Origin of the sequence: Mycobacterium sp. 4D054 (assembly GCF_052245755.1) — a bacterium.
In the GTDB taxonomy this organism is placed as follows: Bacteria; Actinomycetota; Actinomycetes; order Mycobacteriales; family Mycobacteriaceae; genus Mycobacterium.
In genome coordinates this window covers 38,889-54,526 of sequence record NZ_JBQQCF010000013.1, presented here as the reverse complement: position 1 = coordinate 54,526, position 15,638 = coordinate 38,889, and the positions used below count along the sequence as shown (strand labels likewise).

13 protein-coding genes are annotated in these 15,638 nt (G+C 68.6%); 4 read left to right on the top strand and 9 right to left on the bottom strand.

Annotated features, from left to right (window positions below; translation table 11 throughout):
* The first annotated feature begins 55 nt into the window (after positions 1 to 55).
* The 3 genes from aroA (at position 56) to ACTWP6_RS11985 (ending at position 3,297) form a co-directional block, all read left to right on the top strand.
* Complete coding sequence (gene aroA / locus ACTWP6_RS11995) at positions 56 to 1,378, top strand: 3-phosphoshikimate 1-carboxyvinyltransferase (RefSeq protein WP_443187786.1); 1,323 nt, start codon at positions 56 to 58, stop codon at positions 1,376 to 1,378.
* A gap of 6 nt (positions 1,379 to 1,384) precedes the next feature.
* Positions 1,385 to 2,365 (top strand): ribosome small subunit-dependent GTPase A, encoded by a 981-nt coding sequence (gene rsgA / locus ACTWP6_RS11990; protein ID WP_260757733.1) that lies wholly within the window; start codon positions 1,385 to 1,387, stop codon positions 2,363 to 2,365.
* Positions 2,366 to 2,448: 83 nt separating this feature from the next.
* Positions 2,449 to 3,297, top strand: a complete 849-nt coding sequence (locus ACTWP6_RS11985; RefSeq protein WP_443187785.1) for an aldo/keto reductase — start codon at positions 2,449 to 2,451, stop codon at positions 3,295 to 3,297.
* Between the two features lie 68 nt (positions 3,298 to 3,365).
* On the opposite strand, the gene ACTWP6_RS11980 is transcribed toward ACTWP6_RS11985, so the two are convergent.
* The 5 genes from ACTWP6_RS11980 to ACTWP6_RS11960 form a co-directional block, all read right to left on the bottom strand.
* Positions 3,366 to 4,622 carry a fatty acid desaturase family protein gene (locus ACTWP6_RS11980; protein ID WP_443187784.1) on the bottom strand — a complete coding sequence of 419 codons (1,257 nt, stop codon included), beginning with the start codon at positions 4,620 to 4,622 and terminating at the stop codon, positions 3,366 to 3,368.
* A 69-nt stretch (positions 4,623 to 4,691) separates the two neighbouring features.
* Positions 4,692 to 5,831, bottom strand: coding sequence for a ferredoxin reductase (locus ACTWP6_RS11975; RefSeq protein WP_260757730.1), 1,140 nt, complete (start codon positions 5,829 to 5,831; stop codon positions 4,692 to 4,694).
* A gap of 95 nt (positions 5,832 to 5,926) precedes the next feature.
* Entirely contained in the window at positions 5,927 to 6,430 is a 504-nt protein-coding gene (locus tag ACTWP6_RS11970) for a DUF6912 family protein (RefSeq protein WP_396885296.1), read from the bottom strand.
* Between the two features lie 36 nt (positions 6,431 to 6,466).
* Positions 6,467 to 8,215, bottom strand: a complete 1,749-nt coding sequence (locus tag ACTWP6_RS11965) for a BCCT family transporter (protein WP_260757729.1) — start codon at positions 8,213 to 8,215, stop codon at positions 6,467 to 6,469.
* 59 nt (positions 8,216 to 8,274) lie between these two features.
* On the bottom strand, positions 8,275 to 9,684 hold the full coding sequence (locus ACTWP6_RS11960) for a WS/DGAT/MGAT family O-acyltransferase (protein ID WP_260757993.1): 1,410 nt from the start codon (positions 9,682 to 9,684) through the stop codon (positions 8,275 to 8,277).
* 181 nt (positions 9,685 to 9,865) lie between these two features.
* On the opposite strand from ACTWP6_RS11960, the gene ACTWP6_RS11955 reads away from it, so the two are divergent.
* Entirely contained in the window at positions 9,866 to 10,390 is a 525-nt protein-coding gene (locus tag ACTWP6_RS11955) for an Rv3235 family protein (RefSeq protein ID WP_443187783.1), read from the top strand.
* 1 nt (position 10,391) lies between these two features.
* Here ACTWP6_RS11955 and secA read toward each other — a convergent pair whose 3' ends face one another.
* From secA to ACTWP6_RS11935, 4 genes are all read right to left on the bottom strand, one after another.
* Positions 10,392 to 13,196 carry a preprotein translocase subunit SecA gene (gene secA, locus ACTWP6_RS11950; RefSeq protein WP_260757727.1) on the bottom strand — a complete coding sequence of 935 codons (2,805 nt, stop codon included), beginning with the start codon at positions 13,194 to 13,196 and terminating at the stop codon, positions 10,392 to 10,394.
* Between the two features lie 193 nt (positions 13,197 to 13,389).
* On the bottom strand, positions 13,390 to 14,058 hold the full coding sequence (gene hpf / locus ACTWP6_RS11945) for a ribosome hibernation-promoting factor, HPF/YfiA family (RefSeq protein WP_396885430.1): 669 nt from the start codon (positions 14,056 to 14,058) through the stop codon (positions 13,390 to 13,392).
* A gap of 328 nt (positions 14,059 to 14,386) precedes the next feature.
* A complete protein-coding gene (locus tag ACTWP6_RS11940) occupies positions 14,387 to 15,016 on the bottom strand; it encodes a ComF family protein (protein ID WP_443187782.1) in 630 nt (209 codons plus the stop codon).
* 141 nt (positions 15,017 to 15,157) lie between these two features.
* Complete coding sequence (locus ACTWP6_RS11935) at positions 15,158 to 15,604, bottom strand: ubiquinol-cytochrome c reductase iron-sulfur subunit (protein ID WP_443187781.1); 447 nt, start codon at positions 15,602 to 15,604, stop codon at positions 15,158 to 15,160.
* Between the last annotated feature and the right edge of the window lie 34 nt (positions 15,605 to 15,638).

The window sequence follows — 15,638 nt, the reverse complement described above, 5'->3', positions numbered from 1 at the left end:
GGCGACGTCCAGGGTGCTTTCACGCCCCGGGTCCGCGACAGGGAACAATGAACCCGTGACTACCTGGCCGGCACCGTCGACAGCTACGCCCATCCATGCGACCGTCACCGTGCCGGGCTCGAAATCACAGACCAACCGGGCGCTGGTGCTGGCCGCGCTGGCGGTGCCCCAGGGGGTGTCGACGGTCAGCGGAGCGCTACGCAGCCGGGACACCGACCTGATGATCGCGGCCCTGCAGGGGCTCGGGGTGTCCGTTGAGTCCGACGACAGCGACGCCACCGAGCTGACCCTCGGCGGGGCGTTGGCTCCCGAGGCCGAGGCACGCATCGACTGCGGTCTGGCCGGGACGGTGCTGCGGTTCGTCCCGCCGGTCGCGGCGCTGACCACCGAGGACGTCACGTTCGACGGCGACGAGCAGGCCCGCTCGCGCCCGATCGCCCCGTTGCTGGACGGGTTGCGCGGGCTGGGGGTGTCCGTCGACGGTGACGGTCTGCCGTTCACGGTGCGCGGCCAGGGATCGGTACGCGGCGGCACAGTCGAGATCGACGCGTCGGGATCGTCGCAGTTCGTGTCGGGGCTGCTGTTGTCCGGCGCCGCGTTCACCGAGGGTCTGACCGTCGTGCACACCGGCGGCGCGGTGCCGTCCGCTCCGCACATCGCGATGACGGTGGCGATGCTGCGCGACGCCGGCGTCGAGGTCGACGACAGCGCCACCAACCGCTGGCAGGTGGCGCCGGGCCCGATCGCGGCCCGGCACTGGGTCGTCGAACCCGACCTGTCCAACGCGGTCCCCTTCCTGGCTGCCGCCGTGATCAGCGGGGGCACAGTGCGGATCATGGGCTGGCCGACGGCCAGCACACAGCCCGCCGATACCATCCTGTCGCTGCTTACCGGCCTGGGAGCCCATGTGCGGCAAGGTGATTCCTACCTGGAGGTGCAGGGCGCGACGGCTTATGACGGCATCGACGTCGACCTGCGCGACGTCGGTGAGCTCGCCCCGTCGGTTGCGGCGATGGCGGCGCTGGCCACCCCCGGCTCGGTGTCACGGCTGCGCGGCATCGCGCATCTGCGCGGGCACGAAACCGACCGATTGGCAGCGCTGAGCGCCGAGCTGAACCGCGTCGGCGGGCAATGTGAGGAGACCGAGGACGGCCTCGTGATCACCGCCCGGCAGATGCACGGCGGCGTGTGGCGGTCCTATGCCGACCATCGGATGGCGACCGCCGGAGCGATCGTGGGCCTGCGGGTGCCGGGCATCGAGGTCGAGGACATCGGCACCACCGCCAAGACGCTGCCGGACTTTCCGCAGCTGTGGGCCGACATGCTGGCCGGTCAGACCGACCTTCAGACCGGCGCCGCGCACGCGCGGAGGAAATAAAAGCCTTTGAGCAAGCGCGAATACGACGAGTCCGATGTCCGGATCCGACCCGGACGCGGCACTCGCCCGCGCACCAAGACCCGCCCCGAACACGCCGACGCCGAGCGGGCCATGGTGGTGACCGTCGACCGGGGCCGCTGGGGCTGCGTCCTCGACGGCGACCCTGCGCGCCGGGTGACGGCGATGCGGGCCCGCGAGCTGGGCCGCACACCGATCGTGGTCGGCGACGATGTCGACGTGGTGGGCGACCTGTCAGGCCGCGCCGACACCCTGGCCCGCATCGTGCGTCGCGGTGAACGCCGAACAGTGTTGCGGCGCACCGCAGATGACACCGATCCGACCGAGCGGGTGGTGGTCGCCAACGCCGATCAGCTGCTGATCGTGGTGGCGCTGGCCGATCCGCCGCCCCGCACGGGTCTGGTCGAACGCACGCTGATCGCCGCGTACGCCGGCGGACTGACGCCGATCCTGTGTCTGACCAAGACCGACCTCGCACCGGCAGCGCCGTTCGCCGAACAGTTCCGCGACCTCGATCTGACCATCACCACCGCCGGGCGCGACGACCCTTTGGATGCGGTCGGCGCCCTGCTGGCCGGCAAGGTCACCGCGCTGCTGGGCCATTCCGGGGTCGGTAAGTCGACGCTGGTGAATCGCCTTGTGCCCGAAGCGGAACGGGCGATCGGCACGGTCACCGACGTGGGCAAGGGCCGGCACACCTCGACGCAGTCGGTGGCGTTGCCGCTGAAGGCGGGCGGATGGGTGATCGACACCCCGGGCATCCGGTCGTTCGGTTTGGCCCACATCGCGCCCGACGACGTCGTGCTGGCGTTCTCCGATCTGGCCGACGCGATCGACGACTGTCCGCGGGGCTGCGGGCACATGGGGCCGCCCGCAGACCCTGAGTGCGCGCTGGACGGGCTGACCGGCGCGGCCGAGGCCCGGGTGCACGCAGCCCGCCGGCTGCTGGCTGCGCTGCGGGAAGGGTGAAGGCGGCCGGGATGTTGGTTCCCGTGGATGGTTTGCAGGGCCTGCCCGCCGGGCACGCTTTCGGCGAATGAGGAGGAGTGACTTTGAGCAACGTACCTACGATTGAATTGAACGACGGTGCCACGATTCCGCAGCTCGGCTTCGGCGTCTACCAGGTGCCGCCGGACGAGACGGCCGCCGCGGTGCGGTCGGCCCTCGAGGTCGGTTACCGCCATATCGACACCGCCGAGATGTATCAGAACGAGCAGGGCGTCGGCCAGGGCATCCGTGACGCCGGCATCGACCGCTCCGAGGTGTTCGTCACCAGCAAGCTGAACAACGGCTTCCACAGGCCCGACGACGCCCGCCGCGCGTTCGACGGCACGCTGGAGGCACTCGGCTCCGACTATGTCGACCTGTTCCTGATCCACTGGCCGCTGCCCACCCTGTACGACGGTGACTACGTGTCGACGTGGAAGACACTGGAGGAGTTCAAGAATGACGGCCGGGCGCGCAGTATCGGCGTGTCGAACTTCCAGGTCGCGCACCTGCAGCGGCTCGCCGACGAGACCGGCACCGTGCCGGCGGTGAACCAGATCGAGGTGCACCCGTACTTCGCCAACGACGAGGTGCGCGCCTACGGCCGGCAACACGGCATCGCGACCGAGGCATGGTCCCCGATCGCGCAGGGCAAGGTGCTCGACGATCCCGTCGTCACCCGCATCGCCGACGCGACAGGCAAGACGCCGGCCCAGGTGGTGCTGCGTTGGCACATCCAGCGCGGCGATATCGTGTTTCCGAAATCGGTCAAGCTACAACGCATCAAGGACAACTTCGCGCTGTTCGACTTCGAACTCGGCGACGACGACGTCGCCGCGATCTCCGCACTCGACCGGGGCGAGTCCGGCCGCATCGGACCGAACCCGGACACGTTCGACTACGTCCCCGACTGACAGCGTGGCACGACACAGAATCGCCCGCTGTCGGCTGACAGCGGGCGATTCTGTGTCTGCAAGCAGACTCAGGCAGCCAGGTCCCGCGGCTTGACCGCGGCCTTCACGGCGGCCTTCTCGCGCCGGCGCCGGCGCACCGCGGCGATCGCCGACTTCAGCCCCCGCCGCTCGGACGGATCCAGGTCGGCGAACATCCGCTCGCTGCGCGTCTCGGGGGCGTCGTCGGCGGTGTCGCGCAGGAACCGGTCCGGCAGCGACAGTTTCGCGATCGTGCGCCACGACTTGCCGTACTGCACCAGGAAAGAGCCGGTGGTGTAGGGCAGGTCGTACTTCTCGCAGAGCTCGCGCACCCGCAGCGAGATCTCGTGGAGCCGGTTGCTGGGCAGATCCGGGCACAGGTGATGCTCGATCTGGTAGCACAGGTTGCCGCTCATGAACCGCAGCACGGGGCCGTTGTCGAAGTTGGCGCTGCCGAGCATCTGCCGCAGGTACCACTGGCCGCGGCTCTCACCGATCATGTCGGTCTTGGTGAATTTCTCTGCGCCGTCGGGGAAATGGCCGCAGAAGATCACCGCGTTGGACCAGATGTTGCGGATCACGTTGGCGACCGCGTTGGCCGTCAGCGTCGACTTGAACGTCGCGCCGGGTGACAGCGACGTCACCGCGGGGAACGCCACGTAGTCCTTGAACACCTGCTGGCCGGCCTTGACCCCGAACTCACGGACCCGCACCAGCGTGGCCCGGCGATCGTCGCGGCCCTTGGAGATCTTGCCGAGCTCCAGGTGCTGCAGACCCACGCCCCACTCGAACCCGACGGCGAGCAGGGTGTTGAAGAACAGGTTGAGCATGTTCATCGGCCGCCACCGCTGATCGCGGGTCACGCGGATGACGCCGTAGCCCACGTCGTCGTCCATGCCGAGGATGTTCGTGTACTTGTGGTGCATGAAGTTGTGGGTGAAGCGCCAGTGCTTGGAGGCGCCGCTCATGTCCCATTCCCATGAGGAGGAATGGATCTCGGGATCGTTCATCCAATCCCACTGACCGTGCATGACGTTGTGGCCGATCTCCATGTTCTCGATGATCTTGGCCACGCCCAAGGTCGCGGTGCCGGCCCACCAGAACCGGCGCTTGGAGCTGCCCGCCAGCATCAGCCGGCCGGCCACCTCCAGCGCACGCTGGGCGGCGATGGTGCGGCGGATGTAACGCGCATCCCGCTCGCCTCGGGAGTCCTCGATGTCCTGGCGGATGGCGTCCAGTTCGCGTCCGAGATTCTCGATGTCGGTCTCGGTCAGGTGCGTGAACTCTGGTACGTCGGTGATGGCCATTATCAGCCCTCCTCTCGTCTACCTACGCTACCGTAACCTACGTCGTCGTAGGTTACTAGTCAGTAAATGTCAGACGTCGAGCACACAATCACCCGATGCGGCCGACACGCACGTCTGCACCCGGGTTCCCGGCTCGTGCTCCACCCCGGTGCGCAGGTCGCGCACATGGCCGTCCAGCAGACCCACCACGCACGACTGGCAGATGCCCATGCGGCAGCCGAACGGCATCTGGATCCCGGCGGCCTCACCCGCGTCCATCAGTGAGGTTGCACCGTCGACGGTGGCGGTCTTGCCCGACCGGGAGAATTCGACGGTGCCGCCGCTGCCGTGCGCGGCCCGGGTGACGGCGAAGCGCTCCAGGTGCAGACGGTCGGCGATCCCGGCCGCCCCCCAGGTCCGCTCGGCGGCTTCGAGCATGGCCTCGGGTCCGCACGCCCACGTCTGGCGTTCCCGCCAATCGGGCACCACCTCGTCCAGGCGGGCCAGGTCCAGCCGACCCACGGTGCGGGTGGGCCGCAGTTGCAGCCGGTAACCGTCGTGCCGGGCGGCCAGCGCGGACAGTTCGGCGCCGAACATCACGTCGTCCTCGGTGGGCGCCGAGTGCACGTGTGCCACGTCGGTGATCTGCTCACGCCGCGCGAGCGTGCGCAGCATCGACATCACCGGGGTGATGCCCGACCCTGCGGTCAGGAACAGCACCGAGTCGGGCGCCGGATTCGGCATGACGAAGTTGCCTTGCGGCGCAGCCAGTCTGACGATCGTTCCGGGCGCGACGCCGCCGACCAGGTGTGTCGACAGAAAGCCCTCGGGCATCGCCTTGACCGTGATGGTGATGGTGCGCGAGCCCTTGCTGGTGATGGGACTGCTGGTCAGAGAGTAGGACCGCCAGCGCCAACGGCCGTCGACCAGCAGTCCGATACCGATGTATTGACCCGCCTCGTAGTCGAACGAGAACCCCCATCCCGGCTTGATGACCAGGGTGGCCGAGTCGACGGTTTCGCGGCGCACCTCGAGCACGCGTCCGCGCAGTTCCCTGGCCGACCACAGCGGGTTGGCCAGTTGCAGGTAGTCGTCGGGCAGCAACGGTGTGGTGATCCGGCCTGCGATGGTGCGCAGCAGATGCCAGCCGGGCCGTTCCTTGGCGCCGGCGATCGTCGGCCGCACCGTGTCGGCGACCTTCGCGGTGTTCTTGATGGTGTTCTTGGCCATGGGCTCCTACCCGGCTTGCTGTGGCTGTCGATGGCGTACCCACCGGAGCGACGCGTGAACCTACGGTACCGTAACTTACGGCACCGTATCCAGCCTCAGAGCAGCTCGAGCAGGAACGGAAACTCCTGGGGCGCGTACCACGCCAGGTCGTGGTCCTGGGCGTCGCCGACGGTCAGCTCGGCGTCCTCGTCCCCGAGATCGGCGGCGTCGATGACCTCCGTCGCGGCCAGCACGGCGGCCTCGGCCGCCGCTGTGTCGACGTAGCCGGCGATCACCCGGTCGAGCGGGACGGCCCCGGAGATGCGGACCACGGCGTCGTCGAGGTCGGGCCGCGCGGTGACGGCGTCGTCGTCGAGGTCGGCTTCGACCACCACCCGCCGCGGCGGCAGACCACCGGTGCCCGCGTCGTCGAGGATGCGCAGCGACGCCAGCGCCGCCTCACGCAAGGCGACATCGGCCAGTTCGTCCTCGTCCCCCTCGGCATAGGCCTCCCGCAACGCCGGCGTCACCGCGAACGCGGTCCCGTTGACGGGCCGCAGGGATTCGTCGGCGACCAGGCGTTGCAGCATGGCCAGTGTTGCCGGGACGTAGACGCGCACGACCTGAAGGGTAGCCGCCCGGTCGCGCTCACCTGCTCAGCGCGACGCGCTCGGCTCGTCGTCGTCGGTGTCGGCGTGCGGGTCCTTCTGCACGGCGAGCACGAAGTCGTCGCCGTGCGCGGTGACCCCGGCGATCACCGCGCTGTTCACGGCCTCGACGGCGTATTCGCGCCGCACGATCATCGGGTCGCGACGCAGATCCTTGAGCAGCGACACCGCCAGCCCGACCATCACCAGCACAAACGGCAGCGCCGCGATGATCGTGATGGTCTGCAGGCCGGTCAGTGCGTCCTCGCCGCCGACGAGCAGCATCACCGCGGCGACGGCGCCGGTGGCCACACCCCAGAACACGACGGTGCCGCGGCTGGGTCTGATGGTGCCCTTCTGCGACAGCGAGCCCATCACGATCGACGCGGCGTCGGCGCCGGAGACGAAGAAGATCGCCACCAGGATCATGACCACCACGCTGGCGACCGTCGCGATCGGATACTGGTCGAGCAGTGTGAACAACTGCTCCTCCACGCCGCCCTCGCCGGCCAGATCGGTGCCGCTCTGTTGCACGTTGATCGCCGAACCGCCGAACACCACGAACCAGACCAGTGACACCAGGCTCGGCACCACCAGTACGCCGGCGACGAACTGACGGATGGTGCGGCCCCGCGAGATGCGGGCGATGAACATGCCGACGAACGGTGTCCACGACACCCACCACGCCCAGTAGAAGATCGTCCACGACTGCAGCCAGGCGTTGACGTCGGGACCCTCGGCGCCGGTGCGCGCCGACATCATGCTCAGGTCGGCGAAGTAGCTACCCAGCGTGGTCGGCAACAGGTTGAGAATGAAAACCGTAGGGCCGACCACGAACACGAAGAAGGCCAGCGCGATCGCCATCACCATGTTGATGTTGGACAGCCACTGGATGCCGCGCGCCACCCCGGAGACCGCCGACAGCACGAAACACAGTGTCAGCACCGTGATGATGACGACCAGGATCGTGTTTCCGGTCTCTCCGATGCCGCCGACGATCTGCAGACCGCTACGAATCTGCAGGGCACCCAAGCCCAGCGAGGCCGCCGAACCGAACAGCGTGGCGAAGATCGCCAGCATGTCGATGACCTTGCCCCACGCGCCGTTGGCCCGGGGGCCGAGCAGCGGTTCGAACGCGGCACTGATCAGCTGCAGACGCCCCTTGCGGTACACGCCGTAGGCAATCGCCAGACCCACCACGGCGTAGATCGCCCACGGGTGCAGACTCCAGTGGAACAGCGTGGTGGCCATCGCGTTCTGCACGGCCTCGGGGTTGCCTGCCGGACCGGTACCGGGCGGCGGGGTCGTGAAATGCGACAACGGTTCGGCGACCCCGAAGAACATCAACCCGATGCCCATGCCCGCGCTGAACATCATCGCGACCCACGAGATCCCCTTGAACTCCGGCGGTTCGTCGTCGCGGCCCAGCGGGATCGTGCCGTACCGGCCGAGCGCCAGGTACAGCACGAACACCACGAAGCCGGTGCTGGTGAGCACGAACAGCCAGCCGGTGTTGTTCATCACCCAGGTCAGCGCCGCGCTCGAGACGCCGGCCAGCGTCTCGGTGCTCAGGAAACCCCACGTCAGGAAGCTGAGCGCGATGACGGCGGTGACACCGAACACCACCCAGTCGATGCCGCGACTGCGGGTGATCCGCTCCTCCTCGACCGGGATGTCGAGCACCGGGTGACGGCCGGAGTCGGCGTCCCCCTCGGAAGAAGGAACAACGGTCGCCTGGTGCTCGGAAAAGTCAGCCATCGCCGACCATTCGACCCTTGTGGCGCTGCCCAGTCAATCCCGGGCCCGCTACGACATGGTCACCGCGCGGCTTCCACCAGCTCGTCGAGGCTCTCGCGGAGCAGGCTGGGCAGCATGTCGACGTCGCTCATCGCGTCGCGGTCGGCGTTGATGCCGAAGTACAGCATCCCGTTGTAGGACGTGACGCCGATCGCCAGTGTCTGGTTGTGCAGCAACGGCGGAACAGCGTAGGACTCCAGCAGTTTCGTGCCGGCGATGTACATCTGGTTCTGGGCGCCGGGAGCATTCGTGATGAGTAGATTGAACAGCCGCGCCGAGAAGCTCGTCGCGACACGAATGCCCATGGCGTGCAACGTCGGTGGCGCGAAGCCCGACAGCGTGATGATGGTGCGGGCGTCGACGAGGGCCGGCGCGGTCGGATGCGTTTCGGTGGCGTGCGCGATCTGGGACAGCCTGACCACCGGATTCCCTTCTCCCACAGGAAGATCCACCAGAAACGGCGCTACCTCGCCGATCGCCTGGCCGGGACCGGCGGAGTCGATCTCGGCGTCGGGGTACACCGGCATCGGCGCCATCGCGCGCACCGTGGTCGACGCGCGCACCGGTTCCCCGCGCGACAGCAGCCAGTTGCGCAGCGCGCCGGCGACCATCGCGAGCACCACGTCGTTGACGTCGCAGTCGTAGCGGGCCCTCACGGCGCGGAACTCGTCGAGGCTGCCCGAGGCCACTGAGAAGCGCCGGTTGCGGGACACGGTGGTGTTCAGCGGGCTGCTCGGCGCGGCGCCGCGGGCGACGGTGCGCGCCACGTCCGCGGCGCGACGCCCGAGGTCGACGAGATGGCTGGTGTTGGTGACGGCCTCGGTCATCATCGAGCGGACGGCGGCGGCCTGCGCAGTGGGTCGCATGATCCACTCACCGAGCGCGCCCATCAGCAGCTGCCGGTCACCGGGTTCGCGGCCGGGGATCCAGATGTCCTCACCGAACTCCGGCGGCTTCTGGGTGCGGTCGGCGATCACGTGCCCGATCTCCAGCGCGGTCATGCCGTTGACGAGCGCCTGATGCGACTTCGTGTAGATGGCCAGCCGGTTCTTGGCCAGGCCCTCGACCAGGTACATCTCCCACAGTGGCCGGGTCTTGTCCAGCGGGCGGGACCCGAGCCGGGCCACCAGTTCGTGCAGCTGGGCGTCGCTGCCCGGCGACGGCAGCGCCGAGCGCCGGACGTGGTAGGTGATGTCGAAGTCACGGTCGTCGATCCACACCGGCCGGGCCAGTCCGAGGGTTACCTCGCGCACCTTCTGCCGGTAGCGAGGGATCTGCGGTAGCCGCTGCTCGACGGTGGCCAGCAGTGTCTCGTAGCTCAGCCCGTTGCGGGGCCTGCGCAGGATCTGCAGCGACCCGACGTACATCGGCGTCGCCGAGTTCTCCAGGCGGAAGAAGGACGCGTCCGACGCCGACAACCTCGTCACCATGTGCGGCGCTGCCTCCCCATTCGCCTCGTCGCTGTACGGACCCTGCCACGGTATCGGCATTCCCCCGGGCAGCCCACCACATGTGCACATCAGGTGCTCGATGGGGTCCGGCAGCCGTGCGAACATGGAGCGGTCTGCAACTCTCCGGCAGATCGACCACCGCGATCACTGGAGAGCCCGCATGTCCGCACCCCGCAACCTGTCCGAACTCGCGCAGCCGCCGTCGGCGTGGAGAACCTCGCCGGTCGTCGATTACGAACCCCGCCCACGGCCGTTGGCCCGCCCGGCGCCGCCGTGCCCGGTCCCGTCCGGGGCAGCCCTGCACCGGGCGCCGCAACGACCGGTGCGCACCCGCCGTCCGCCGCCACTTTCCCACGAGCCGCCGCCGCCGCGGTCGGCCGTGCTGTTCGCCGAGACCGCGTTGCGCCGGGTCATCGAGGTCATCGACCGGCGCCGGCCCGTGGCGCAGCTGCGTCCGCTGATGCCGCCGGTGCTCGTCGACTGCGTCATCGCCCGCGCCGCGGCGCCGCGGACGGGCAGCGCGACGCTGCGACGGGTGCGGGTCCGCTCCGTCGGCAGCGACGGGGAGGTCACCGCCGCGGAGGTGTTCGCGTCGTTCACCCGCAGCGGCCGCGTACACGCCGTCGCGGGACGGATCATCCGCCACGACAACCGCTGGCGCCTGGTGGCGCTGCAGATCGGATGAGTCAGCGGCGCTTGGCGTGCCGGCCGCTCTTCTGCTGCTGGCGGGCGGCCTCGCGCCGTTCCTTGCGGCTGCCGCCGGTCGACGGAGCGCCGCCTGAGCGCTTGACCTCGACGCCGCCGTCCTCGGACGGACCCGAGTAGGTCAGCGGCTGGGCCTTCTCGTCGAGCCCCTTGGCGCGTAGGCCGGCCGCGGGGGCGGGCCGCTCCTTGGTGGCCACGCCGCCCTGCTGGGCCGCGGCGGCGGCGAACTCGGCGAGGCCGGACGGGGTGGGCTGGGCGGCCACCGCCGGCGCGGCTGGGGCCCGCTCGACCTGCACGTTGAACAGGAAGCCGACCGACTCCTCCTTCATGCCGTCGAGCATCGCGACGAACATGTCGTAGCCCTCACGGGCGTATTCGACCTCAGGCCGCTGCTGGGCCAGCCCGCGCAGGCCGATGCCCTCGCGCAGGTAGTCCATCTCGTAGAGATGCTCGCGCCATTTGCGGTCTAGCACGTTGAGCAGCACGTTGCGCTCCAGCTGACGCATCGCGCCTTCGCCGGCGATCTCCTCGATCTCACGCTCACGCTCGGCGTAGGCCCGCTCGGCGTCGGCGATCAGCGCGTCGAGAAGCTCCTCGCGGGTCAGCTCGCCGGGCTCGCCGACGGCGTCGGAGTCGATCAGGTCGTGGTGGTCGATGCTCACCGGGTAGAGCTGCTTGAGCCCTTCCCACAGCTTCTCCAGGTCCCAGTCCTCGGAGTAACCCTCGGCGGTGGCGCCGTCGACGTAGGCGGTGATCACGTCGACCAGGATCTTGTGGGCCTGCTCGGCGAGGTTCTCGCCTTCCAGGATGCGGCGGCGCTCGGCGTAGATCACCTTGCGCTGCTGGTTCATCACCTCGTCGTACTTCAGCACTTCCTTGCGGATGTCGAAGTTCTGCTGCTCGACCTGGGTCTGGGCGCTCTTGATCGCGCGCGAGACCATCTTGGCCTCGATCGGCACGTCGTCGGGCAGGTTCAGCCGGGTTAGCAACGTCTCCAGGGTGGCGCCATTGAAGCGGCGCATCAGCTCGTCGGCCAGCGACAGGTAGAAGCGGGACTCACCGGGGTCGCCCTGGCGGCCGGAGCGACCGCGCAGCTGGTTGTCGATGCGGCGCGACTCGTGCCGTTCGGTGCCGAGCACGTAGAGCCCGCCGACGGCGATGACGTCCTTGGCTTCTTCGGCCACCTCCTCCTTGACCGCGGGCAGCTCCTCGTGCCAGGCCTGCTCGTACTCGTCGGGCGTCTCGACCGGATCGAGGCCGCGCTGACGCAGCCGCCGGTCGAGCAGGTAGTCGACGTTGCCGCCGAGCACGATGTCGGTGCCGCGGCCGGCCATGTTGGTGGCGACCGTGATCGCGCCGAGCCGGCCGGCCTCGGCGATGATGCCGGCCTCCTGCTCGTGGTACTTCGCGTTGAGCACGTTGTGCGGGATGCGCCGCTTCTCGAACTGCCGGGACAGGAACTCGGAGCGTTCCACGCTGGTGGTGCCGATCAGGACCGGCTGGCCCTTCTCGTAGCGCTCGGTCACGTCGTCGACGACGGCGATGAACTTGGCTTCCTCGGTCTTGTAGATGAGGTCGGACTGGTCGGAGCGGATCATCGGCCGGTTGGTCGGGATCGGCACCACGCCGAGCTTGTAGATCTCGTGCAGCTCGGCGGCCTCGGTCTCGGCGGTGCCGGTCATGCCGGCCAGCTTGTCGTAGAGGCGGAAGTAGTTCTGCAGCGTGATGGTCGCGACGGTCTGGTTCTCGGCCTTGATCTCGACGTGTTCCTTGGCCTCGATCGCCTGGTGCAGGCCCTCGTTGTAGCGCCGGCCGATCAGCACGCGGCCGGTGAAGTCGTCGACGATGAGAACCTCGCCGTTGCGGACGATGTAGTGCTTGTCGCGCTCGAACAGCTCCTTGGCCTTGATGGCGTTGTTGAGGTAGCTGATCAGGGGCGAGTTGGCGGCCTCGTAGAGGTTCTCGATGCCCAGCTGGTCCTCAACGAACTCGACGCCGAGCTCGTTGATGCCGACCACCCGCTTCTTGATGTCCACCTCGTAGTGGACGTCCTTCTCCATCAGCGGGGCCAGCCGGGCGAACTCGGTGTACCAGTTCGAGCCGCCGTCGGCGGGGCCGGAGATGATCAGCGGGGTGCGGGCCTCGTCGATCAGGATGGAGTCGACCTCGTCGACGATCGCGAAGTTGTGGCCGCGCTGGACGCAGTCCTCGAGCCGCAGCGCCATGTTGTCGCGCAGGTAGTCGAAGCCGAACTCGTTGTTTGTGCCGTAGGTGATGTCGGCGTTGTAGGCCGCCCGGCGCTGATCCGGGGTCATCTGGGACAGGATCACGCCGACCTCGAGGCCGAGGAAGCGGTGCACGCGGCCCATCTGCTCGGCGTCGCGCTTGGCGAGGTAGTCGTTGACCGTGACGATGTGCATGCCCTTGCCGGACAGCGCGTTCAGATAGGCCGGCAGCACCGCGGTCAGCGTCTTGCCTTCACCGGTCTTCATCTCGGCGACGTTGCCGAAGTGCAGCGCGGCGCCGCCCATCACCTGGACGTCGAAGTGCCGCTGGTTGAGCACCCGCCAGGCCGCCTCGCGGGCCACGGCGAACGCCTCGGGCAGCAGGTCGTCGAGGTCCTCCTTGCCGTCGGCCAGCCGCCGGCGAAACTCGTCGGTCTTGGCCCGCAGCTCGGCGTCGGAGAGCTTCTCGATGTCGTCGGACAGGGTGTTGACATAGTCAGCCACCCCCTTGAGGCGCTTGACCATGCGGCCTTCGCCGATACGGAGCAACTTCGACAGCACGCTGAATACCTTTTTCCTCGCCGGATGCGTTACGCGAATAGACGGACACCATCGTAGGTGACGCGCCGAAAATGCTGGTCGCGCGTCTCCGCCGCGACGTGCCGGATCCTCGTGGCCGCCTCACAGCCGCGGTGGGGCGCACACGGAAATCCCCCGGGATCCGACACATCGGGCCCCGGGGGATTCCGGTTGCTCAGGAGGGTACGGCGAGCTTGATCAAGCCGTAGTCGAACGCGTGGCGCCGGTAGACCACGCAGGGCCGGTCGCTCTCCTTGTCATGGAAGAGGAAGAAGTCGTGGCCCACGAGTTCCATCTCGTAGAGCGCGTCGTCGACGGTCATCGGGGTGGCCGGATGTTCCTTGACACGCACGATCCGCCCGGGTTCGTGGTCGTCGGCGGTGTCGGCGAGTCCGGCATCGGGGGTCGCGCCATCTTGGGTGGGCGGCGCGAACACCTGCTCGAGGTGGTCAGGTGAACAGGCCTCGTGCAGCGACCGCGGGGTTTTGTCCCCGTAGTGGATCTTGCGACGGTCCTTGCTCTTGCGCAGCCTGCTCTCAAGTTTGCTCACCGCCGCTTCCAGGGCGGCGTAGAAGCTGTCTGCGCACGCTTCACCGCGCACCACCGGGCCGCGCCCCCGCGCGGTGATCTCCACGTGCTGACAGTTCTTGCGCTGCCGGCGGTTCTTCTCGTGATAAAGCTCGACTCCGAAGAGGTAAATGGTGCGGTCGAATCTCTCAAGACGGGCCAGTTTTTCGGCGACATAGGCGCGGAAATGATCGGGCACTTCGACGTTGCGCCCAGTCACCACCACCTCGGCGTTCGGAGTCGCGTCAGACGACCCCGCCGCGTCGTCGGGGTCCATCAAAATCGTGCTGTCGGCGTCCACGGAAATTCTTGACATACTTGGCAACTCGATTTCCTCTCGCGATCGCACGCCCCGTGCGTGCCCAACTGAACAGACGTGGCACCGACGGGGCTTTCTGGTCTCGCCACTCGCCGGTGCAAGGTGTCGACTACTCACCTCCTACCGCTGGCGCGATACCGGCGTCTCGCTACTGAGCGCCGCCGTGAAATGTTCACGGATGGTTGGTGCCGACGGTAGTCGCTGTTCACCGGACGTGCCACTAATTCGTCCTTCTGTTCTCAGTTCTTCACGCCGGATTGATCCTCGGGTAATCAGGCGCGGGAGGTCACGCGTTCGCCAGCGCGAGCACAGCAACGACATCGGCCCCGATGGTTTGCAGGACGCGGACCGATTCGGCGGCGGTGGCGCCCGTGGTGATCACGTCGTCGACCACCACCACGGGGTCGGCGACGGGCCCGCGCACACGCACCCGCCCGGCGACGTTGCGCTGCCGCGCCGCCGGCGACAGCCCGACGGAGTCGCGGGTGAACGCCCTGAAGCGCAGGACCGGAGCGACCGTCACCCCGGGCAGGCCCGCCGCGGCGTCGCGGGCGATGCGGGTCACGGGGTCACCGCCGCGGCGCCGGGCCGCCGTGCGGCGCGTGGGCGCCGGCACCAGGGTCAGCGGCACGTCGAGCAGCCCCCAAACCAGCAAATGCGCGAGCGCGTCGGACAGTGCCGCGGCGAGCGGGTGCCGCAGGTCGGCGCGGCCGCGCTCCTTGAGCGCGACGATGGCCTTGCGCCGCGGGCCGGCGTAGCGGCCCAGCGACAGCACCGGCACGCCGGGGTCGATCCGCGGGGTGACCAGGTGCGGTTCGTCGGACCGCACCGCGAGGTCGTCGGCGCAGTTTCGGCACCACGCGGTGCCATCGGTGTCGCATCCGCCGCACTGGAGCGGAAGCACCAGATCGAGCACGGGCCCAGTGTCGGCCCGACGTCCGACAACTCCAACCCCGTTTGTCGCGGAATAGCATTCCTGGCTGCGAAAAAGGCAGCTTTCACAACCACCACTTCTCACTCGCGCCGGGCCGGCCTCGCTCGCGGCGGGCCGGCCTTGCTACTCAGCGATGATCGAGTCTCCCTGCACCCGCAGGGCGACTGGCTGCAGCGGCTTCGCGGCCGGGCCGTTGACCACCGCGCCGTCCAGACCGAATTTGCTGCCGTGGCAGGGGCAGTTGATCGTCCCGTCAGCCACCTCGTCGACCAGGCATCCGTTGTGGGTGCACACCGCCGAGAACGCCTTGTACTCGCCGGCGGCCGGCTGGGTCACCACGATCTCACCGACGATCACGCCGGCGCCCACCGGCACATCGGCGGTCGAGGTCAGCCTCTTGCCCCCCGGTGCCGACGGCGACGCCCCCGACGCCGGGGCCGTCTCCGATACCGACTCCGGTGCGGATCCCGATTCCGATTTCGATCCACCCGAACACGCGGCCACTGCAGCCGCCGCCAAGCCGATCCCCGCACCGGCGAGCACTGTCTTGCGCGGAACTTCCATCGCCATACCGAACCTCTCCGTAGAGCTGGCCGCCGGAGGG

Bases quoted from the DNA above. Each gene is read 5' to 3' on its own strand.
- ACTWP6_RS11980 (WP_443187784.1), bottom strand. From the start codon at position 4,622: ATGGCCATCACCGACGTACCAGAGTTCACGCACCTGACCGAGACCGAC.
- ACTWP6_RS11975 (WP_260757730.1), bottom strand. From the start codon at position 5,831: ATGGCCAAGAACACCATCAAGAACACCGCGAAGGTCGCCGACACGGTG.
- ACTWP6_RS11960 (WP_260757993.1), bottom strand. From the start codon at position 9,684: ATGGTGACGAGGTTGTCGGCGTCGGACGCGTCCTTCTTCCGCCTGGAG.
- ACTWP6_RS11965 (WP_260757729.1), bottom strand. From the start codon at position 8,215: ATGGCTGACTTTTCCGAGCACCAGGCGACCGTTGTTCCTTCTTCCGAG.
- ACTWP6_RS11955 (WP_443187783.1), top strand. From the start codon at position 9,866: ATGTCCGCACCCCGCAACCTGTCCGAACTCGCGCAGCCGCCGTCGGCG.
- ACTWP6_RS11935 (WP_443187781.1), bottom strand. From the start codon at position 15,604: ATGGCGATGGAAGTTCCGCGCAAGACAGTGCTCGCCGGTGCGGGGATC.
- hpf (WP_396885430.1), bottom strand. From the start codon at position 14,058: ATGGACCCCGACGACGCGGCGGGGTCGTCTGACGCGACTCCGAACGCC.